The following is an 18,782-nucleotide window of genomic DNA, read 5'->3' as shown; positions in this document are numbered from 1 at the left end:
AAAGAGGCGAGCCAGGCTCAACCTCTTTTACTTAATTTGTACGAACTGGTGTAATGAGCTGCATGAAATCTTCGTCAGTATCTGCTGGCACAAGAGTAAATGGACGAACAGCTGAGATAAAGCTAATAGTTACCTTTTCGCTATTTAAAGCCTTGAGGGAATCAATCAAGTAAGTTGGGTTAAAACTAATAGTTAAATCATCCCCAGTCACCTGCTCCGTATCGATTTCTTCGTTTACTTTACCAACTTCTGGAGAGTGAACATGGGCACTAACAACCCCACCTTTAATTTCAAGCTTCACAGTACCGTTTTGAGTCGCACTTGATAAGAGACGTGCACGTTCCATAGATTGACGTAAATTAACAACATCAAAAGTAATTGTAGTGTTAAAGTCTGTTGGAATCAAGCGATCTGTATCAGGATAATTACCTTCTAGTAGACGAGTGTAGAAGCTAATATTTTCGCTTCTAAAGAGGATTTGATTATTTGCAAAGAAAATCTCTACAGTTTCAATATCATCTGTAAATACCGCTGAAAATTCGCGTAGAGAACGACTAGGAATTACCACATCGAAATCATCTCCATTTTTTTCAAGAGTCAATTTCTTCTGGCTAAGGCGGTGTGAGTCTGTCGCAACTGTTTTTAGTTCCTTGTGTTGGCTCAATACAAAATGAACACCTGTTAAGATGGGACGACTTTCTTGCGTACTTGCAGCAAAAGCTGTTTCATTGATAATTTTCTTGAGCAGTTTTGTTTCAAGAACTAAAGGTGTGCTTGCTGAAATTTCTTGGATTCGTGGGTACTGTTCGCTATCTTTTCCTTTTAGGGTAATTTCTGATTTGCCACTGGTTAAGACAATTTGTTTTTGTTCAATCTCTTTTAAATCTAGCGTTACATCTGGAAGACTAGATACCACATTGATGAAGAAAGAAGCTTCAAGAAGAATCGAACCCAAAGAAGTGATCAAGAGACCAGCATCTTCATTCTTTTGAGAAATGAAATTCTCAATAGAAATTTGACCGTTTGATCCAATTAAAGTAATTCCTTCATTTGTAACGTCAATTTTTATTGTTGATAAAATTGGAATAGCATTTTTTGAGCTGATTGCTCGTTTTGTGGTATTTAAGGCTTGTAGAAATAAATTTTTATTAATTGAAAAATGAATCATGGATTCTCCTTTATTTATTTTTAGTATTAGAAAGTTAATAGTAATAATAGAGTGTGTGAATTCTGTGGAAAACTGGGTGCTATTTAGTGAACTTAAGCTTCTAAGCTTGTTAAAAAAATGTGGATAAAAAAGATAAGAAAGGAAAACTTATCCACAAGCTACTTAATTTTCTTTTTGATTGCTTCTATTTCTAAACGTAAATTATCGTCTTCGTCAATCAATGATTTAATTTTAGCATGGGCATGAATAACGGTGGTGTGATCCTTTCCGCCAAATTCTTTTCCGATTTTTGGAAGACTGTTATCTGTCAGTTCTCTAGCTAGGTACATGGCAACTTGACGTGCTAAAACGATGTTCTGAACTCGTCTCGTCCCCTTCATTTCTTTGACACTCACTCCATAAAAATTACCAACTTCAGTTTGGATTTTCTCAATTGGAATAACAAGTATCTGGCGAGCGTCTTGCTTACGTGCTCTAATAGCTTCCGCAGCAATATCAATAGTGATATCCTTAATTTTCTTTACTCTGGCAATTAAAGTGATATCGTTGATTGCTCCTTCTAATTCTCGAACATTTGAATCAAATTGGCCAGCCAAGTATTCCAGAGTATCACTTTGGAAATGGTAATCCAAGTGCTCTGTTTTACTTTGAAGAATGGCGATACGTGTCTCAAAGTCAGGAGGAGTGATATTTTGCGTCAATCCCCAGCTAAAGCGCGTGACAAGTCTTTCCTCAAGGCCTTCTAGGTGTTTAGGACTTCGATCACTGGTTAGGACAATCTGTTTCTGCTTATCATGAAGAGCATTGAAGGTATTGAAAAATTCTTCCTGGGTTGCGACTTTTTTACCGCTGAGAGATTGGATATCATCAATCAACAAGAGATCAAGACTACGGTAAGTTTTTTTGAACTTTTCCATTTCCCCAAGTCTTAAGTGCTCAAGAAAGTCATTGATAAAGCTTTCGGCAGGAATGTACTTGACACGCGCATCAGGAATATTTTTCAAAATCTCATTTCCAATCGCATTGAGCAAGTGAGTCTTTCCAAGACCAGGTCCTCCATAGATAAAAAGAGGATTGTAGGTTAGAGCTAAATCTTCTGATACAGCTAACGCAGCAGAAACCGCCCAAACATTCCCATCACCTTGAATAAAGTTATCAAAGGTATATTTTTCTTTTAATCCTGTTTCAGAATAAGGAATCGTTGGTAGTGCAGGTGTGTAATTGTAAGTAGAGACACTATTCGTATCATTTACTTGAGGAGATTCTGTACTCTGAGGTTTAGTGAAAATATAGTGAGGTTTGATTTCAGAATCATAAATTTCAAAACCAGCAGCAACAATAATATCTTTTAATTGCTTTTCCCACACCATTTCCATCTCTGATCTCGGTAGAAATATAGTAGCTGTATTTTCTTCTACTTTGATGAGTTCAGCAGGTGTAGCATAGAAATCATACATAGATCGAGTCAATCTTTCTTGAGCAAATTCTAAAATACGATTCCAAAATTGCTTTTCTTTCAACTATTTTTCCTCCTTTACTATGATTTTAGTAGTTTAGTGCTAGACTTATTTTACCATAGATAGTAGGATTTTTCCACAGATTGTGGAAAAGAATCCACAATGTTAGTAGTATTTATCCACAGGTTGGGGATAAATAGCTTTTTCCTTGATTTAGTAGGGTTTTTGATAAAAAAATTAGTGGATAAATTTGTGGGTTAAGAAAATAAAAGAACAGCCTTATTTCAGGCTGTTAATAATTCTATCGTATTCTTCTTGACTTGAAAAAGAGATGATAATCTTTCCAGTATCTTTTTTAGAAAGTTTAATTTCTACACTTAAACCTAGTAGTTTTTTTAATTTATCTTCTTCATCTTTGATGAAAGAATCACTTTTTTTTTGCTTCTTGTGTTTTTTTTCTGTCAGTAGTGCTTCCAACTTTCTCACAGAGATGTCTTCATTTTTAATTAGTTGAAAGAAATGGTCTTGCTGCTCTTTGTCCAAACCAACTAGGGAACGTGCATGCGCTTGAGAAATTTTTCCATTTTCTACTTCAGTTAAGATATATTCTGGTAGGGAAAGTAAACGAATAAAATTAGTGATATAAGGACGAGATTTCCCCATTTTATCCGCTATCTCAGTGTGAGTAAATCCTTTCTCTACTAAAGATTCATAGGCGCGTGCTTCTTCAACAGGATTTAAATTTTCTCTCTGCAAATTCTCAATGATTGATTGAACCATCATTTCCTGATCTGAGAGGTGCTTTACAACGGCTGGGATAGAGGTCAGACCAGCCAAGAGAGAAGCTCGATATCGTCTCTCTCCTGCAAGGATTTCATAACCAATTACAGGAGATTGACGAACGATGATTGGTTGGATGAGCCCATTTTCTTTGATTGACTGAGCCAATTCCTTTAATTTTTCTACATCAAATTCTTTCCGAGGTTGGTAAGGATTTTTTTGTATTTCAGAGATAGAAATCATTTCAAATTTTTCCATGATTCTACACTAACATATCTTTTACTTTCTGTAAAGTTTTCTTTACACTGATGTCAATTAACGTTCCAAATCACCAGAATTCTTATCTAGTTTTATAGAGGTTGTTTCCTCCTTACCATTACGGTAGTAGGTTATTTTGATAGTGTCTCCAATAGCATGGTTGTAAAGAGCATGTTGTAAGTCTGTTGATGAAGTAATTTCTTTGTCGTCAACTTTAGTAATGACATCGTATTTTTGAAGATGTCCATTTGCAGGCATATTACTTTGAACAGATCGAACAACTACACCTGAAGTGAGGCCACTTGGAATGTTTAGTTTTCTAAGATCATTAGCTCCAACGTTGGACAGATTGACCATTTGGATTCCAAGAGCAGGACGAGTCACTTTACCATCACTTTCAAGCTGTTTAATGATATTTTGTACATCGTTCGAAGGAATTGCAAAACCAAGACCTTCTACAGATGTTCCACCATTACTTGCAATCTTACTTGATGTAATACCAATTACTTGTCCTTGAATATTTACAAGAGGACCACCAGAGTTACCAGGGTTAATGGCCGTATCTGTTTGAATGGCTTTTGTTGAAATAGCTTGACCATCTTCAGATTTTAGAGAAACATTCCGATTAAGACTTGAGATGATTCCCTGTGTAACTGTATTAGCATATTCTGAACCTAAAGGACTACCGATAGCAATCGCTGTTTCTCCAACGTTAAGTTGGCTTGAATCACCAAATTCTGCCACTGTTGTAACTTTTTCTGAAGAAATTTTTACGACAGCAATATCAGAGAAGGTATCCGATCCAATAATTTCACCAGGTACTTTTGTACCATCAGCTAAACGGATATCGACTTTTGAAGCTCCGTTAATAACGTGAGTATTTGTTACAATATAAGCATCATTTTCGTTCTTTTTATAGATGACACCTGATCCTTCACTTGCAATCTGTTGATTATCCGTATCAGAATTTGATTCTTCGGTTCCAAATACACTACTTTGTTTATTAGCAGAGTAAGTAATGACTGATACAACAGCATCCTTAATTTTATTCACTGCTTGAGTAGTTGAGTTTTCATTCTTGTATGATGTTTGAGTTACAGTGCCAGAATTATTATTTGTAGCTTGATTTCCTTGTTTTTGATAAAGTTGCAATGTTACAAAACTTCCTAGTGCACCACTCAAAAATCCTATTAGAATAATTACAAGAAAAGTAACTCCTTTTTTGTAAAATTTTTGTAAGTGTTTCATAAACGCCTCCGTTTGCTATTGTTTGTCAAGATTATAAACCTATTAACTTAATCTAAGCTTAAAAGTTTTACACAAGTTGTGGATAACTCACATTATTCTGTGAATTTAATAGTATTTTTGGATGATTTTCATGTGTATAAGATGTGAAATAAAGTGTGGATATGATAGAATAGAAGAATGAAAATAAAAGTTGTAACAGTAGGAAAACTGAAAGAGAAATACTTAAAAGATGGCATTGCTGAGTATATCAAACGAATTTCACGTTTTGCCAAATTAAAAATGATTGAACTTGCTGATGAGAAAACACCTGACAAAGCCAGTAAATTAGAAAATCAAAAAATCTTGGGAACAGAAGGTGAAAGAATTCTTTCTAAGGTTGGAGAAAGGGACTTTGTCGTTGTACTAGCCATTGAAGGAAAAATACTCTCCTCAGAGGAATTTAGTAAGCAACTAGAGCAGGCTTCTATCAAAGGCTACTCAACTCTTACTTTTATCATTGGAGGAAGTTTGGGTCTAGCTCCTGTTGTAAAAAATAGGGCCAATCTTTCTGTCAGTTTTGGACGTCTGACATTACCACATCAGTTAATGAGATTGGTTTTAGTTGAACAAATTTACCGTGCTTTTACGATTCAGCAGGGTTCTCCTTACCACAAATAGAAGATTGACTTAGCTCTTGTTTTTTGATAGAATGGTCATGTTAGGTCTCATAGCTCAGCTGGATAGAGCATTCGCCTTCTAAGCGAACGGTCGCAGGTTCGAATCCTGCTGGGATCAATTTTAGATGCGAAGCTGGGATGAATCCCAGCTTTTTTCTTAAAAAAGTGCGTTTCAGGTGCAAAAATGTACAGTTGGGAAAATTTTTTTCTTATATGGTCTTCATTTTGTATAATGGATTTGTAAGTTAACTTACAAGAAAAAAATAATACAGGAGATTTCATTATGAAAAATACAGAAAAATTGGAACAATTTAAAAAGGTAACAGAGGCAGAATTGCAGGAGATTCGAGGTGGAGAAATTAGAAAGGAAAATAATTTTTTATTTTATTTTTTTAAAAGAAAGTAAAGGGAGAAAAGAATGGATTTTTTCGCAATAATAAGCGTTATATTACATATTTTTATTACTAGTAAAAGTTATAATTTGATTTGTAATACAACTAGAAAAGAACAATACTTCTTTATTTTTTATACAGTAATAGTAGAATTTGTAGTTGAATTTTTCTTCTATTCTATATATTTAAGTGGACTAGGGATTGAAAAATTTTTATATCCATTTATTTTATACGCTTATTTTATATGGTTTAAAAAGTTTGATAAGTATAGGGGAGTATTCCTAAGTTTCCTGCTTTCTCTCTTATATCACAGTACTCATACTTTTATAGCTGTAACCCTATCCTCGATAACAGGTGATGAGCTTGCATTACACTATGAAAGTATATTCTTTCTAGTAGTATTGTTGTTGACCTATTTTGTTATTTTAAAAACAATTCGTTATTTTCATTTAAAAATAAAATATTTTGATAAAGATTATCTGTACCCTTTTTTAAAAAAAGTAACAGTTGCTTTCTTTGGTTTGCATATCTTATTGTTTATTTCAGATATAGTAAGTACAACTCATCATTTAAATAGCTTCGGAAGTATTTTATCAACCATTGTTTTTATCTGTCTGCTATTAGTTTTCTTTGCAATGAATTCTTATAAGGTTCAAATTGAAAAAGAGATTGCCCTAAAGCAGAAGAAATTTGAACAAAAGTATTTACAAACTTATACAGATGAGATTGTGGGTTTGTATAATGAGATTCGAGGTTTTCGTCATGACTATGCAGGTATGCTTGTCAGCATGCAAATGGCGATTGACAGCGGAGATTTACACGAAATTGACAGGATTTACAACGAGGTCTTAGTAAAAGCAAATCAGAAATTGAGGTCAGACAAATATACTTACTTTGATTTAAACAACATAGAAGATTCGGCTTTACGAAGTTTAATTGCTCAATCGATTGTATATGCACGAAATAATGATGTAGAGTTTACATTGGAAGTAAAAGATGTCATTACTAGATTGTCAATGGATTTACTTGATCTTGTTCGCATCATGAGCATTCTATTAAATAATGCTGTTGAAGGTGCCGCAGATAGTTACTTGAAACAAATGGAAGTTGCAGTCATTAAAATGGATTTTGAAACAGTTATAGTTATCCAGAATTCATGTAAAATCACTATGACGCCTTCAGAAGACTTATTTGCCCTAGGTTTCTCTACCAAGGGAAGAAATAGAGGTCTAGGACTAAATAATGTCAAAGAGATCTTAGATAAGTATGACAACATTATTTTAGAAACAGAAATGGAAGACAACACATTTAGACAAATTATTAGATTTAAGAGAGAATTTGAATGAAAGTATTAATTTTAGAAGATGTTATTGAGCATCAAGTGAGACTAGAGAGAATATTGAATGAAATCTCTGAGGAATCGAATATTCCTATCTCATATAAGACAACAGGAAAAGTTCGTGAGTTTAAGGAATATATCGAAAATGATGAAGTAAACCAGCTTTATTTCCTAGATATCGATATTCATGGAATCGAGAAAAAAGGCTTTGAAGTGGCTCAATTTATCCGTCATCACAATCCTTATGCTATTATTGTCTTTATTACTAGTCGATCTGAATTTGCTACTTTAACTTATAAGTATCAGGTATCAGCTTTAGATTTTGTAGATAAGGACATCAATGATGAATTGTTCAAAAAACGTATCGAGCAGAGTATCTTCTATACCAAAAGCATGCTGCTTGAAAACGAAGATGTTGTAGACTATTTTGATTACAACTATAAGGGAAATGATTTGAAAATTCCTTACCATGATATTCTGTATATCGAAACAACAGGTGTTTCTCATAAATTGCGTATTATTGGTAAGAATTTTGCTAAAGAGTTTTATGGAACTATGACAGATATTCAGGAAAAGGACAAACATACTCAACGATTTTATTGCTCCCATAAATCTTTCCTTGTCAATGTGGGAAATGTGAGAGAAATTGATCGAAAGAATTTAGAAGTTGTTTTTTATGAAGATCATCGTTGTCCCATTACCCGTTTGAAAGTTCGTAAACTAAAAGATATTCTAGAGAAAAAATCTAAAAAGTGATTGACAATCAGTAAGAAATTGATATAATGGTTATATCTGCTACAGATAGATGGTCCGTTGGTCAAGGGGTTAAGACACCGCCTTTTCACGGCGGTAACACGGGTTCGAATCCCGTACGGACTATTTTATCCGCCATAGCTCAGTTGGTAGTAGCGCATGACTGTTAATCATGATGTCGTAGGTTCGAGTCCTACTGGCGGAGTTAGATAAAAAGAACACCAGATGGTGTTCTTTTTTGTTCTTAGTTGGCATCACCTAGCATTTTCATAAGGAAGTCTGTCATTTCTTGCGGACTTTCTTTTTTTCCACGAGCAATCCAAGTTTGACAAACTCCAAATAGGGCATTTGTCAGATAAATGCTGCTATATTCTAATTCAATTGAATTTAGTTGTAGTTGCATAAAGCGCTTCTGAAGATCTGTGCTCAGCATGATATGAAGCTTATTTCTTAAGAAATTTTGGATTTCTTTGGTACCATTTTCAGATAAAAGAGCAGCTAATAATGGTTCAGATTCTAAATAGTCGAATACTTCTAAAATGGCATCTTTTTTATGATGAGCATGTTTTTGGAAGATATACTCAAATGTATGAAATAACTTACTTTGATAGTGTTCAATCATATCATACTTATCCTTGTAATGGGTATAGAAGCTAGAACGACTAATTCCAGCTTTTTCTGCTAATTTAATTGTAGTAATTTGATCGAAGGGGTGATCCATCAATAATTGAACCATGGCATTTTCAATATTTCTCTTTGTTTTTAATCGTTTGTTACTTTCTTTCATAGTTTCTCCTTTTGAACAATTTAGACTATATGTCTAAAAAAATATTTTTTATCTTGTAATTTAGATTTTTTAATGTATAATCTATTATATCAAAAATTTAGACAATATGTTTAAAAAAAGGAGGAAATATGTTTAAAGAATGGAAAGCAATTTTTAAAAAACCGACATTCATTATTGTAATGATAGGGATTTCTCTTATTCCAGCTTTATACAATATCATATTTTTATCGTCAATGTGGGATCCATATGGTCAAGTATCGGAGTTACCTGTAGCAGTTGTTAATAATGATAAGGAAGCTTCTTATAATGGAAATACAATGGCTATAGGAAAAGACATGGTGTCTAATTTAAAAGAAAATAAGACTTTGGATTTTCATTTTGTCAATGAAGAAGAGGGGAAAAAGGGGTTAGATGATGGCGAATACTATATGGTAGTGACTTTACCAAGTGATTTATCTGAAAAAGCTACTTCGATCCTAACAAATCACCCTGAACAGATGCAAATTGATTATCAAACTTCAAGCGGTCGTAGCTTTATTGCAAGTAAGATGAGTGATTCTGCAATGACACAATTAAAACAAACCGTCTCTACAAATGTAACTGAAACATATACCAAGGCACTATTTCAAAAAATAAGTGACTTGAAGTCTGGGATAAATAAAGCAGCTGATGGAAGTGAACAACTGGCTGATGGGACTAATCAGTTAGCAAAAGGAAGTCAAACATTGACGACAAATCTCAATACTCTAGCTAACTCAAGTGTAACTTTTTCAAATGGAGCTAATCAATTTACAAAAGGATTGTCTGCCTATGTATCTGCCATAGAGCAATTACATCTTGGTTTAGGAACTTTTAATAGTGGTTTACAAAGTTATACAAATGCAGTTTCACAAGTTGACACTGGACTTGGTCAATTGGCCTCAAGAACTCCTGAGTTGGTGACAAGTGTAAATCAGCTGAATACAGGTATAAAGACCTATACAGGTGGAGTTTCACAACTCAATTCAGGTCTCAGTCAATTTTCGGTTGGTGTCAATGCCTATACAAGCGGAGTTGACAAATTATCTGTTGGTACAAACCAACTATCAAGTCAATCAGATACATTGAGAGACGGTATTACTCAATTAAATAAAGGAATCAAAAAAATATCCACACAATTAAATACTTCATCTCAACAGAAAGAGGATATAACACAGTTAGCAAGCAGTTTAGATGAGTTGAATAAGGCTCTCCAATCAGTTACAGTTTCAGATAATACTGATCTTAAAAATACAATATCTAATGACTTAACAAATATAACGACTCTTGCTCAAACTATTGTGACTAATAGTCAAGCAGAGCAAGAGAAAACTCTTACAAATCTTCAAGCAACAGCAACTTATCAATCTCTCACTGAAACTCAGAAAAAAGAATTGACTGAAGCTGTTTCAAATAATTCTAATTCTACGATAGAGTCAGCAAAAGCAATTTTAACGACGGCAGGAGATTTAAAAGAAAATTTAGGAAGTATAAACCAACCAGTCTCTAATCTTTCTACTTTACAGACTAAAGCAAATCAACTTTTACCTATAGCGTCTAGTTCCTTGACATCTATGTCAAGTGGATTTACACAGTTGCAAAATGCTGTAGATAATCAGTTAGTTCCCGGAATTCAATCAATTGAAAATGGAGTTAATGCGTATACTAAAGGATTGGATACTATTTCTTTAGGTGTAAATCAACTAAGTGAAAAGAATACAACTTTAACAACAAGTTTGGATCAATTGGTTTCTGGCTCAACCAAGTTGACAGAAAACTCTTCAAAATTGACAACTGGTTTGGATACTCTAGCTGGGAAAACTCCAGAATTAGTAACAGGTATTGAAAAACTATCATCTGGTTCTAACCAATTAAATAGCAAGAGTCCGGAATTAATTGCAGGACTTGATAAAATACAGCTTGGTTCAAGTCAATTAACAGACAAATCAACACAGTTACTTTCTGCAGCATCCCAACTAGGAAGTGGCGCTATGAAGATAGCAGATGGTGCTGGAAAACTAGCAGCTGGTGGAACAACCTTAACCTCTGGTCTTGAAGATTTACAGACAGGAGTTGATTCATTAGGACAAGGATTAGGCAATGCTAATAATCAACTCAAATCAGCTTCAACAGAATCTAAAAATGCAGAAACATTATCTGAACCTCTAGTTCTTTCAAAAACAGATAACGACCAAGTCCCTGTAAATGGGATTGCTATGGCTCCTTATATGATATCAGTTGCTCTTTTTGTTGCTGCTATATCTACCAATATGATTTTTGCTAAGTTGCCTTCTGGACGTCATCCAGAGAGTCGTTGGGCTTGGTTGAAGTCTCGCTCTGAAATAAATGGGATTATAGCTGTCTTAGCAGGTGTTTTAGTTTATGGAGGTGTCCATCTTATTGGATTGACTGCGAACCATGAGATGAGGACCTTGATTCTAATTATAATCACAAGTTTAGCTTTCATGTCTATGGTGACAGCTTTAACAACTTGGAATAGCCGTATTGGAGCTTTCTTCTCTCTTATTTTACTTTTATTACAGTTAGCATCAAGTGCAGGGACCTATCCCCTTGCTTTGACAAATGATTTCTTCAAAGGTGTCAATCCTTGGTTACCAATGAGTTATTCTGTATCAGGCTTACGACAAACAATCTCTATGACAGGAAATATTCATCATCAAGTGATTTTCCTTATTATAACTCTAGCTTTCTTTACTGCTTTAGGTATGCTAGCTTATCAACCTAAGAAAATGGAAGAAGATTAAAAAGATTGGCCAAGAAATTGGTCAATCTTTTTCTGTCTTAGATAAATTTCGTCTGTGATTATAGATCCCAAAAAGAAGAAGGGCAGTTAGTGAGCAGGCTGCTCCAATAACAAAACCATTGGGGATAAAGGAAAGTGTAATGGTGCCTTTTCCCTTTGGAACATCAACTTTCATAAAACCAGTTTGAGCCTGCTTGATTTCAAGTTTTTTCCCATCCTGGTATGCAGACCAACCTTTGTCATAAGGAATAGTGAAGAAAATAGAGGTATCTTGTTTTACTTCATATGTAGCAAAGACTTTATTTTTAGAGGTGGATACTTCTACAGGTTGTTCTTTAATCTTTTGAATTGCCTCAGTAAGAGCCTGAGTATCTAAACGATAGAAGGTTGGAGATTCAAAGGACACCTGAGAATTTCCAGGGAAACTAACACTGATATTGAAAGTTTTTTGTTCTTCAGTATAACCCAAATTAAAGAAATTAAATGCATTGTCAGTTGTAAAAGTCTTTTTTTCTCCATTGACAAGGATGTCAACTTTCTTTTGCTTATCGTTTGTAAAATGAAGATTTGAAAAAGAGAGATAGACTTGGCTATTTTGAGGAACCTCAATTTGATAATCAATCTTTGCATCCTCATTCGCAGAACCTGTGATGCTCGTTAAACCATCTGAAGTATCTGTTTTATCAGATGCTATTTGGGAGAAGTAATCTAAGTTGAGATTAGCAAGCTGGTTTATAAATAAAGCTTGATTATCTAGAGTGTGATTGTTAAAGTTTACATCTGTGTAAATAGATTGAGTGGCAAAGGCAATGGGTAAAGAGAGTTGATTTTTATATAAGGTTAAATGATCCTTTTGATAAATCTCTTGAAAGCCATACTTATCAAGTGAAGTTTCAGAAATATTGTACTGGATTCCAAATAAACTGTCTGCTAAAAGACTGTTATTTGCATAACGGAGATTAAGGTTGGTTCCAGAGGATTTGAATCCCAGTTTATCCAAACTAGTGCTAGCTGAACGATTTCGTACAGACGAAAATTGAGAGATTCCATTGTAGTTAAATTTCATACTGTCATTTCCAGTCTGAATTTGCAGTTTTTCAGTACGTGTAAATGAATTGTCAATTTGGTTTAGAATTGATTCCATAGCGGTGATATCTCTATTATAGGCGCTACGAGAAGCAAAGGCCCATTCTTTAGCTATTCCTTCCATTTGAGATGATGCATTTAAGCTTATCTCAGCCGTTATAAATAAAGACAAAAGAATTGCAAATAGATTTACAGAGATAAATTTTCTAATGACTGCAAGAAGTAAAAGAGCATAAACTAGTAGAAATTCAAGAGTGAGTAGGATATTCAAATCAGTTAAAAAAGAATAGTGTGATTTAAAATAGACAGTGGCCAAAAATCCTGTTAGTACAAGAAAAAGTGAGACAAATAAATTCCAGAGCTTCAGTTCTTTCAGACGATTTAAGACTTCTGCTGCAGTATAAATTAACAGAGTGGAAAAAATCCAAGCATAGCGATGCAAAAACATATTTGGGGTATGCATCCCTTGCCAAAATAAATCAAGTGCTTCTATGTAAAAGCTTGTTATTAAAAAAGTAAAGAAAATTGCATAGGTAAGTTTCACGTGAAACCTTATGGATTTTATTGTGAAAAATAGAATAGTCAAAATAAAAGGAAGCAATCCAACAAAAATCATTGGTATAGATCCATATTTAGTTGTATCAAAAGATCCAATGAATTGTTTTGCAAAAATATCCAAATACCAGCTACTATCTGTCTTTAATTTTGTGATGGCAGTCAACTTCTCTCCATGAGTTTGTAAATCAAACAGTGTAGGAAGAGTCATAATCAAACTAGCCATTCCAGCTAAAAAGGAGGTAACAACAAAATCAAGAAAAGATGATTTTCGAGTTTTAAAGTCCCAAGAAATTTGGCAGAGATACCAGAAAATAAGAAACAATGCTGTCATATACCCAAAATAATAATTTTGAATAAATAAGATTGACAAACTTGTAAAGTATAGTAGGCGCTTCTTTTGTGTTATAAGTAGGTGTAAACCAGTTATAATTAAAGGAATCAAGATAAAAACATCTAGCCAGGTTTTAATCTCTAACTGACTGACAGTGAAGCTCATTAAAGCATAGGAAGTAGATAATGCAAGTTTTAAAAATTTTGGGATATCTTTAAATAATCTAGTCAAACTAAAGAAGGTTGACAGACCAATCAATCCAAATTTTAAGAGAGTGGTTAGATAGACAGCATCTGGCATATTCGACAGATTAAAAAAGTAAACTATGGGTGAAAGAAAGCTACCCAAGTAATAACTAGATAGAGCATAGAAATTCAGTCCGAGGCCACTTGTAAAGGTGTAAAACAAACTGCCATTTCCATGCAGAATATTTCGTAAAGCTACATCAAAAATAACGTATTGATGGAAACCGTCTCCTAATAGTGGAGATGCATCGCTATTCCAGTAGATACCTTGAGTTAAGTATACTCCAGTCATAATTACTAAAGGAATGATGAAAGAAACAAAATAGGTCCAATATGTTTTAAAAAATGATTTCATGTTACCTCGTAGAATGATAGAAAACTCAGTTGGTTACCCCAACTGAGTTTTGAAGTCTTATTTAATCTTTCCAAAGTTCTTTAACTTTTGCTTGTACTTCTGCATTTTCTAGGAATTCATCGTAGGTTTCATCAATACGATCAATGACGCCATTCTTAGACAAAACAATGATATGGTTTGCCAAAGTTTGGATAAACTCGTGGTCATGACTAGCAAAGATGATTGATTCTTTAAAGTTTTTCAATCCATCGTTCAAGCTTGAGATAGATTCCAAGTCCAAGTGATTTGTTGGATCATCAAGTACAAGGACATTTGATTTCAAGAGCATGAGTTTTGAAAGCATGACACGTACTTTTTCTCCCCCTGACAAGACGTTTACAGGTTTGTTAACCTCATCACCAGAGAAGAGCATACGACCAAGGAAACCACGTAGGAAGGTATTGTCATCTTCTTCTTTACTTGCAAATTGACGCAACCAGTCAAGGATTGACTCTCCTCCTGCAAAATCAGCCGAGTTGTCTTTTGGCAAGTAAGAACGGCTAGTAGTAACTCCCCACTTGACAGTTCCTTCATAGTCGATGTCACCCATAATTGCACGAATTAATGCAGTCGTTTGGATGTCATTTTGTCCAATAAGAGCTGTCTTATCACCTGGACGCAAGATGAAACTAATATTGTCTAGAATAGTTTCACCATCAATCTTTACAGTTAGATTTTCTACTGTCAAGAGATCATTACCAATCTCACGTTCTGCTTTAAAGTTGATAAATGGATATTTACGACTAGATGGCACAATTTCTTCTAGTTCAATCTTGTCAAGCATTTTTTTACGAGACGTTGCTTGTCTTGACTTAGAAGCGTTGGCAGAGAAGCGAGCAACGAATTCTTGCAATTGCTTAATTTTTTCTTCTGCCTTAGCATTACGGTCTGCTAGCAATTTAGCAGCAAGCTCAGAAGATTCCTTCCAGAAGTCATAGTTTCCAACATAGAGTTTGATTTTTCCAAAGTCAAGGTCGGCCATATGAGTACATACTTTGTTTAAGAAGTGACGGTCATGGGATACAACGATAACGGTGTTATCAAAGTCAATCAAGAAGTCTTCTAGCCAAGTAATAGATTGGATGTCCAACCCGTTGGTTGGCTCGTCCAAAAGAAGGACGTCTGGTTTACCAAATAGAGCTTTAGCAAGGAGAACCTTCACCTTGTCACCATTGGCCAATTCGCTCATGTTTTGATAGTGCAATTCTTCTGGAATGTTTAGGTTTTGAAGTAATTGAGACGCTTCACTTTCTGCCTCCCAACCTCCAAGTTCGGCAAATTCACCTTCGAGTTCGGCCGCACGAACACCATCTTCATCGGAAAAATCTTCCTTCATATAAATAGCATCTTTCTCCTTCATGATGCTATAAAGTTTTTCATTTCCCATAATGACGACATCAATGACACGCTCATCTTCATAGTCAAAATGATTTTGACGGAGAACAGAGAGACGTTCATCTGGACCAAGAGAGATGTGACCAGTTGTTGGCTCAATATCACCAGCCAAGATTTTTAAGAATGTAGACTTCCCAGCACCATTAGCACCAATTAATCCGTATGTATTTCCTTCTGTAAATTTGATATTGACATCATCAAAAAGTTTGCGATCACTAAAACGTAGTGAAACATCAGATACTGTAAGCAATGTTTTTCTCCTATAATATGTAATACATTTATTCTACTAGAAAAGAGAGAAATATTCAAATTTTTGTTTGTCAATTTTATGTCAATTAAGTTTACAGGTTTGTTTACAATGAGTTAGTTGTCTGATTTAAATAATTTTCTGTTATTTTAACAAAAAAATGCTATAATTGAAGAGACCATTTCGAAGGAGAAAAAAATGACGAAACCCATTATTTTAACAGGAGATCGCCCAACAGGAAAACTGCATATTGGACATTATGTTGGGAGTCTTAAAAATAGAGTATTACTGCAGGAAGAAGACAAGTATGAGATGTTTGTTTTTTTGGCGGACCAACAAGCATTGACAGATCACGCTAAAGACCCTCAAACGATTGTAGAATCGATTGGGAATGTTGCCTTGGATTATCTAGCAGTTGGATTGGATCCAAGTAAATCAACTATCTTTATTCAAAGCCAGATTCCAGAATTGGCTGAGCTGTCTATGTACTATATGAATTTGGTGTCACTAGCTCGTTTGGAACGGAATCCAACAGTAAAAACAGAGATTGCTCAAAAAGGGTTTGGAGAAAGTATTCCGACAGGATTTTTGGTCTATCCAATTGCGCAAGCAGCAGATATTACTGCTTTCAAGGCCAATTATGTTCCTGTAGGAACAGACCAGAAACCAATGATTGAGCAAACTCGTGAAATTGTTCGTTCTTTTAACAACGCATACAACTGTGATGTTTTGGTGGAACCAGAAGGTATTTATCCAGAAAATGAGAGGGCAGGACGTTTGCCTGGTCTAGATGGAAATGCTAAAATGTCTAAATCCCTTAATAATGGTATTTATCTAGCAGATGATGCGAATACTTTACGTAAAAAAGTCATGAGCATGTATACTGATCCAAACCATATTCGAGTGGAGGATCCAGGTAAGATTGAAGGGAATATGGTTTTCCATTATCTAGATGTGTTTAGTCGTCCAGAAGATGCTCAAGACATTGCAGATATGAAAGAACATTATCAACGTGGTGGTCTTGGTGATGTAAAGACGAAACGTTATCTACTTGAAATATTAGAACGCGAACTTGGTCCTATTCGTGAGCGCCGTATCGAATTTGCTAAGGATATGGGAGAAGTGTACAATATGCTTCAAAAAGGTAGTGAGAAAGCGCGTGAGGTTGCGGGGGAAACTTTATCTGAAGTTAAAGGAGCAATGGGACTAAATTATTTTAAATTATAGATAAAAAATAAATCATAAAACTATCTCTTCCATAGGATCACAGGGATAGTTTTTTTATGATTTCTACCATAAATATAATTGACAAATTTTCATAGAATGGTATGATAGATACAATACAAAAAGAGTCAAGCTCAAAAAGAAAGAAAAGAGGAAACTTCAATGTCTAATTGGGATACTAAATTTTTAAAAAAAGGTTTTACTTTTGATGATGTATTGCTCATTCCAGCAGAAAGTCATGTGTTGCCTAATGATGCAGATTTAACAACAAAATTGGCAGATAATCTGACTTTAAATATCCCAATTATAACAGCCGCCATGGATACAGTCACAGAAAGTCAAATGGCTATTGCCATTTCTCGTGCAGGTGGTCTTGGAGTAATCCATAAAAATATGTCTATTGCGCAACAGGCAGATGAAGTTCGCAAGGTAAAACGTTCTGAAAATGGTGTTATTATTGATCCATTCTTCTTGACTCCAGAACACACTATTGCTGAAGCAGATGAACTGATGGGACGTTACCGTATCAGTGGTGTTCCAGTTGTAGAGACACTTGAAAATCGTAAATTGGTTGGTATTCTAACAAACCGAGATCTTCGCTTTATTTCAGATTACAATCAGCCAATCTCAAACCACATGACCAGTGAAAATCTTGTTACTGCTCCTGTTGGTACAGATCTTGCAACAGCTGAGAGCATTCTTCAAGAACACCGTATTGAAAAACTTCCTTTAGTTGATGAAGAAGGTCGTCTTTCTGGCTTGATTACTATTAAAGACATTGAAAAAGTGATTGAATTTCCAAATGCTGCCAAAGATGAGTTTGGTCGTCTCTTAGTTGCAGGTGCAGTAGGTGTTACTTCAGATACATTTGAACGTGCCGAAGCCCTTTTTGAAGCAGGTGCTGACGCAATTGTTATTGATACTGCCCATGGTCACTCTGCTGGTGTTCTACGTAAAATTGCTGAAATTCGTGCTCACTTCCCAGACCGCACTTTGATTGCGGGTAATATTGCCACTGCAGAAGGTGCGCGTGCTCTTTACGAAGCAGGTGTAGATGTTGTCAAAGTTGGAATTGGACCAGGTTCTATCTGTACCACTCGTGTGATTGCAGGGGTTGGTGTACCACAAGTTACAGCAATCTATGATGCAGCAGCTGTTGCGCGTGAATATGGAAAAACGATCATTGCTGACGGTGGAATCAAGTATTCTGGAGATATTGTAAAAGCCCTTGCTGCAGGTGGAAATGCTGTTATGCTTGGATCAATGTTTGCTGGAACAGACGAAGCACCAGGTGAAACTGAAATCTTCCAAGGACGTAAATTCAAGACTTACCGTGGTATGGGATCAATCGCAGCAATGAAGAAAGGTTCAAGCGATCGTTACTTCCAAGGTTCTGTCAATGAAGCAAACAAACTTGTTCCAGAAGGAATTGAAGGTCGTGTTGCTTATAAAGGAGCGGTAGCTGATATTGTCTTCCAAATGATTGGTGGTATCCGCTCTGGTATGGGTTACTGTGGTGCAGCTAACCTTAAAGAACTACACGATAATGCTCAATTTATTGAAATGTCTGGTGCTGGTTTGAAAGAAAGCCACCCTCATGATGTACAAATTACTAATGAGGCACCAAATTATTCTATGTAAAAGAGATAAAAAGAACTCCCGTGAAAACAGGAGTTCTTTTA

14 protein-coding genes and 3 tRNA genes are annotated in these 18,782 nt (G+C 35.1%); 10 read left to right on the top strand and 7 right to left on the bottom strand.

All coding sequences use genetic code 11. The features are described 5' to 3' along the window. Positions 1–31 precede the first annotated feature (31 nt). From dnaN to HMPREF1516_RS03155, 4 genes are all read right to left on the bottom strand, one after another. On the bottom strand, positions 32–1,168 hold the full coding sequence (gene dnaN / locus HMPREF1516_RS03170) for a DNA polymerase III subunit beta (protein ID WP_033605777.1): 1,137 nt from the start codon (positions 1,166–1,168) through the stop codon (positions 32–34). 158 nt (positions 1,169–1,326) lie between these two features. After that, positions 1,327–2,625, bottom strand: coding sequence for a chromosomal replication initiator protein DnaA (dnaA, locus tag HMPREF1516_RS03165; protein ID WP_394335025.1), 1,299 nt, complete (start codon positions 2,623–2,625; stop codon positions 1,327–1,329). Positions 2,626–2,904: 279 nt separating this feature from the next. Then, entirely contained in the window at positions 2,905–3,663 is a 759-nt protein-coding gene (locus HMPREF1516_RS03160; protein WP_033605775.1) for a ParB/RepB/Spo0J family partition protein, read from the bottom strand. A 57-nt stretch (positions 3,664–3,720) separates the two neighbouring features. Then, complete coding sequence (locus HMPREF1516_RS03155; protein WP_000681812.1) at positions 3,721–4,911, bottom strand: S1C family serine protease; 1,191 nt, start codon at positions 4,909–4,911, stop codon at positions 3,721–3,723. Positions 4,912–5,088: 177 nt separating this feature from the next. On the opposite strand from HMPREF1516_RS03155, the gene rlmH reads away from it, so the two are divergent. From rlmH to HMPREF1516_RS03120, 7 genes are all read left to right on the top strand, one after another. After that, a complete protein-coding gene (gene rlmH, locus HMPREF1516_RS03150) occupies positions 5,089–5,568 on the top strand; it encodes a 23S rRNA (pseudouridine(1915)-N(3))-methyltransferase RlmH (RefSeq protein ID WP_033605774.1) in 480 nt (159 codons plus the stop codon). Positions 5,569–5,611: 43 nt separating this feature from the next. Next, a tRNA-Arg gene (locus HMPREF1516_RS03145) sits at positions 5,612–5,685 on the top strand. Positions 5,686–5,850: 165 nt separating this feature from the next. Next, a complete protein-coding gene (comC, locus tag HMPREF1516_RS03140; protein WP_000798830.1) occupies positions 5,851–5,973 on the top strand; it encodes a competence-stimulating peptide ComC in 123 nt (40 codons plus the stop codon). 12 nt (positions 5,974–5,985) lie between these two features. Beyond that, positions 5,986–7,305 carry a competence system sensor histidine kinase ComD gene (gene comD / locus HMPREF1516_RS03135; protein ID WP_000345271.1) on the top strand — a complete coding sequence of 440 codons (1,320 nt, stop codon included), beginning with the start codon at positions 5,986–5,988 and terminating at the stop codon, positions 7,303–7,305. Continuing rightward, entirely contained in the window at positions 7,302–8,054 is a 753-nt protein-coding gene (comE, locus tag HMPREF1516_RS03130; RefSeq protein WP_000866079.1) for a competence system response regulator transcription factor ComE, read from the top strand. The genes comD and comE overlap by 4 nt, the downstream gene beginning before the upstream one ends. Positions 8,055–8,105: 51 nt before the next feature. After that, positions 8,106–8,177: transfer RNA gene (locus HMPREF1516_RS03125), tRNA-Glu, on the top strand. A 5-nt stretch (positions 8,178–8,182) separates the two neighbouring features. Then, a tRNA-Asn gene (locus tag HMPREF1516_RS03120) sits at positions 8,183–8,256 on the top strand. Positions 8,257–8,295: 39 nt separating this feature from the next. Here the strand turns inward: HMPREF1516_RS03120 and HMPREF1516_RS03115 are convergent. Beyond that, a complete protein-coding gene (locus HMPREF1516_RS03115) occupies positions 8,296–8,838 on the bottom strand; it encodes a TetR/AcrR family transcriptional regulator (RefSeq protein WP_000665084.1) in 543 nt (180 codons plus the stop codon). Between the two features lie 128 nt (positions 8,839–8,966). Between HMPREF1516_RS03115 and HMPREF1516_RS03110 the strand changes: the two genes are divergently transcribed. Further along, positions 8,967–11,621, top strand: coding sequence for a YhgE/Pip domain-containing protein (locus tag HMPREF1516_RS03110; protein ID WP_033605773.1), 2,655 nt, complete (start codon positions 8,967–8,969; stop codon positions 11,619–11,621). A gap of 21 nt (positions 11,622–11,642) precedes the next feature. On the opposite strand, the gene HMPREF1516_RS03105 is transcribed toward HMPREF1516_RS03110, so the two are convergent. Both HMPREF1516_RS03105 and HMPREF1516_RS03100 read right to left on the bottom strand, forming a co-directional pair. Beyond that, complete coding sequence (locus HMPREF1516_RS03105) at positions 11,643–14,195, bottom strand: YfhO family protein (protein ID WP_033605772.1); 2,553 nt, start codon at positions 14,193–14,195, stop codon at positions 11,643–11,645. A 61-nt stretch (positions 14,196–14,256) separates the two neighbouring features. Continuing rightward, complete coding sequence (locus HMPREF1516_RS03100; RefSeq protein ID WP_033605771.1) at positions 14,257–15,879, bottom strand: ATP-binding cassette domain-containing protein; 1,623 nt, start codon at positions 15,877–15,879, stop codon at positions 14,257–14,259. A 195-nt stretch (positions 15,880–16,074) separates the two neighbouring features. Here HMPREF1516_RS03100 and trpS point away from each other — a divergent pair, with 195 nt between their 5' ends. Both trpS and guaB read left to right on the top strand, forming a co-directional pair. Further along, positions 16,075–17,103: a tryptophan--tRNA ligase gene (gene trpS, locus HMPREF1516_RS03095; protein ID WP_000165469.1), complete on the top strand. Its 1,029-nt coding sequence runs from the start codon at positions 16,075–16,077 to the stop codon at positions 17,101–17,103. 159 nt (positions 17,104–17,262) lie between these two features. Beyond that, on the top strand, positions 17,263–18,741 hold the full coding sequence (guaB, locus tag HMPREF1516_RS03090) for an IMP dehydrogenase (RefSeq protein WP_033584615.1): 1,479 nt from the start codon (positions 17,263–17,265) through the stop codon (positions 18,739–18,741). The last annotated feature ends 41 nt before the right edge of the window (positions 18,742–18,782 follow it).

The sequence above is a fragment of the Streptococcus sp. CM6 genome, from assembly GCF_000526095.1.
Lineage (GTDB): Bacteria > Bacillota > Bacilli > Lactobacillales > Streptococcaceae > Streptococcus > Streptococcus oralis_BW.
This window is presented reverse-complemented; position numbering and strand designations above follow the sequence as displayed.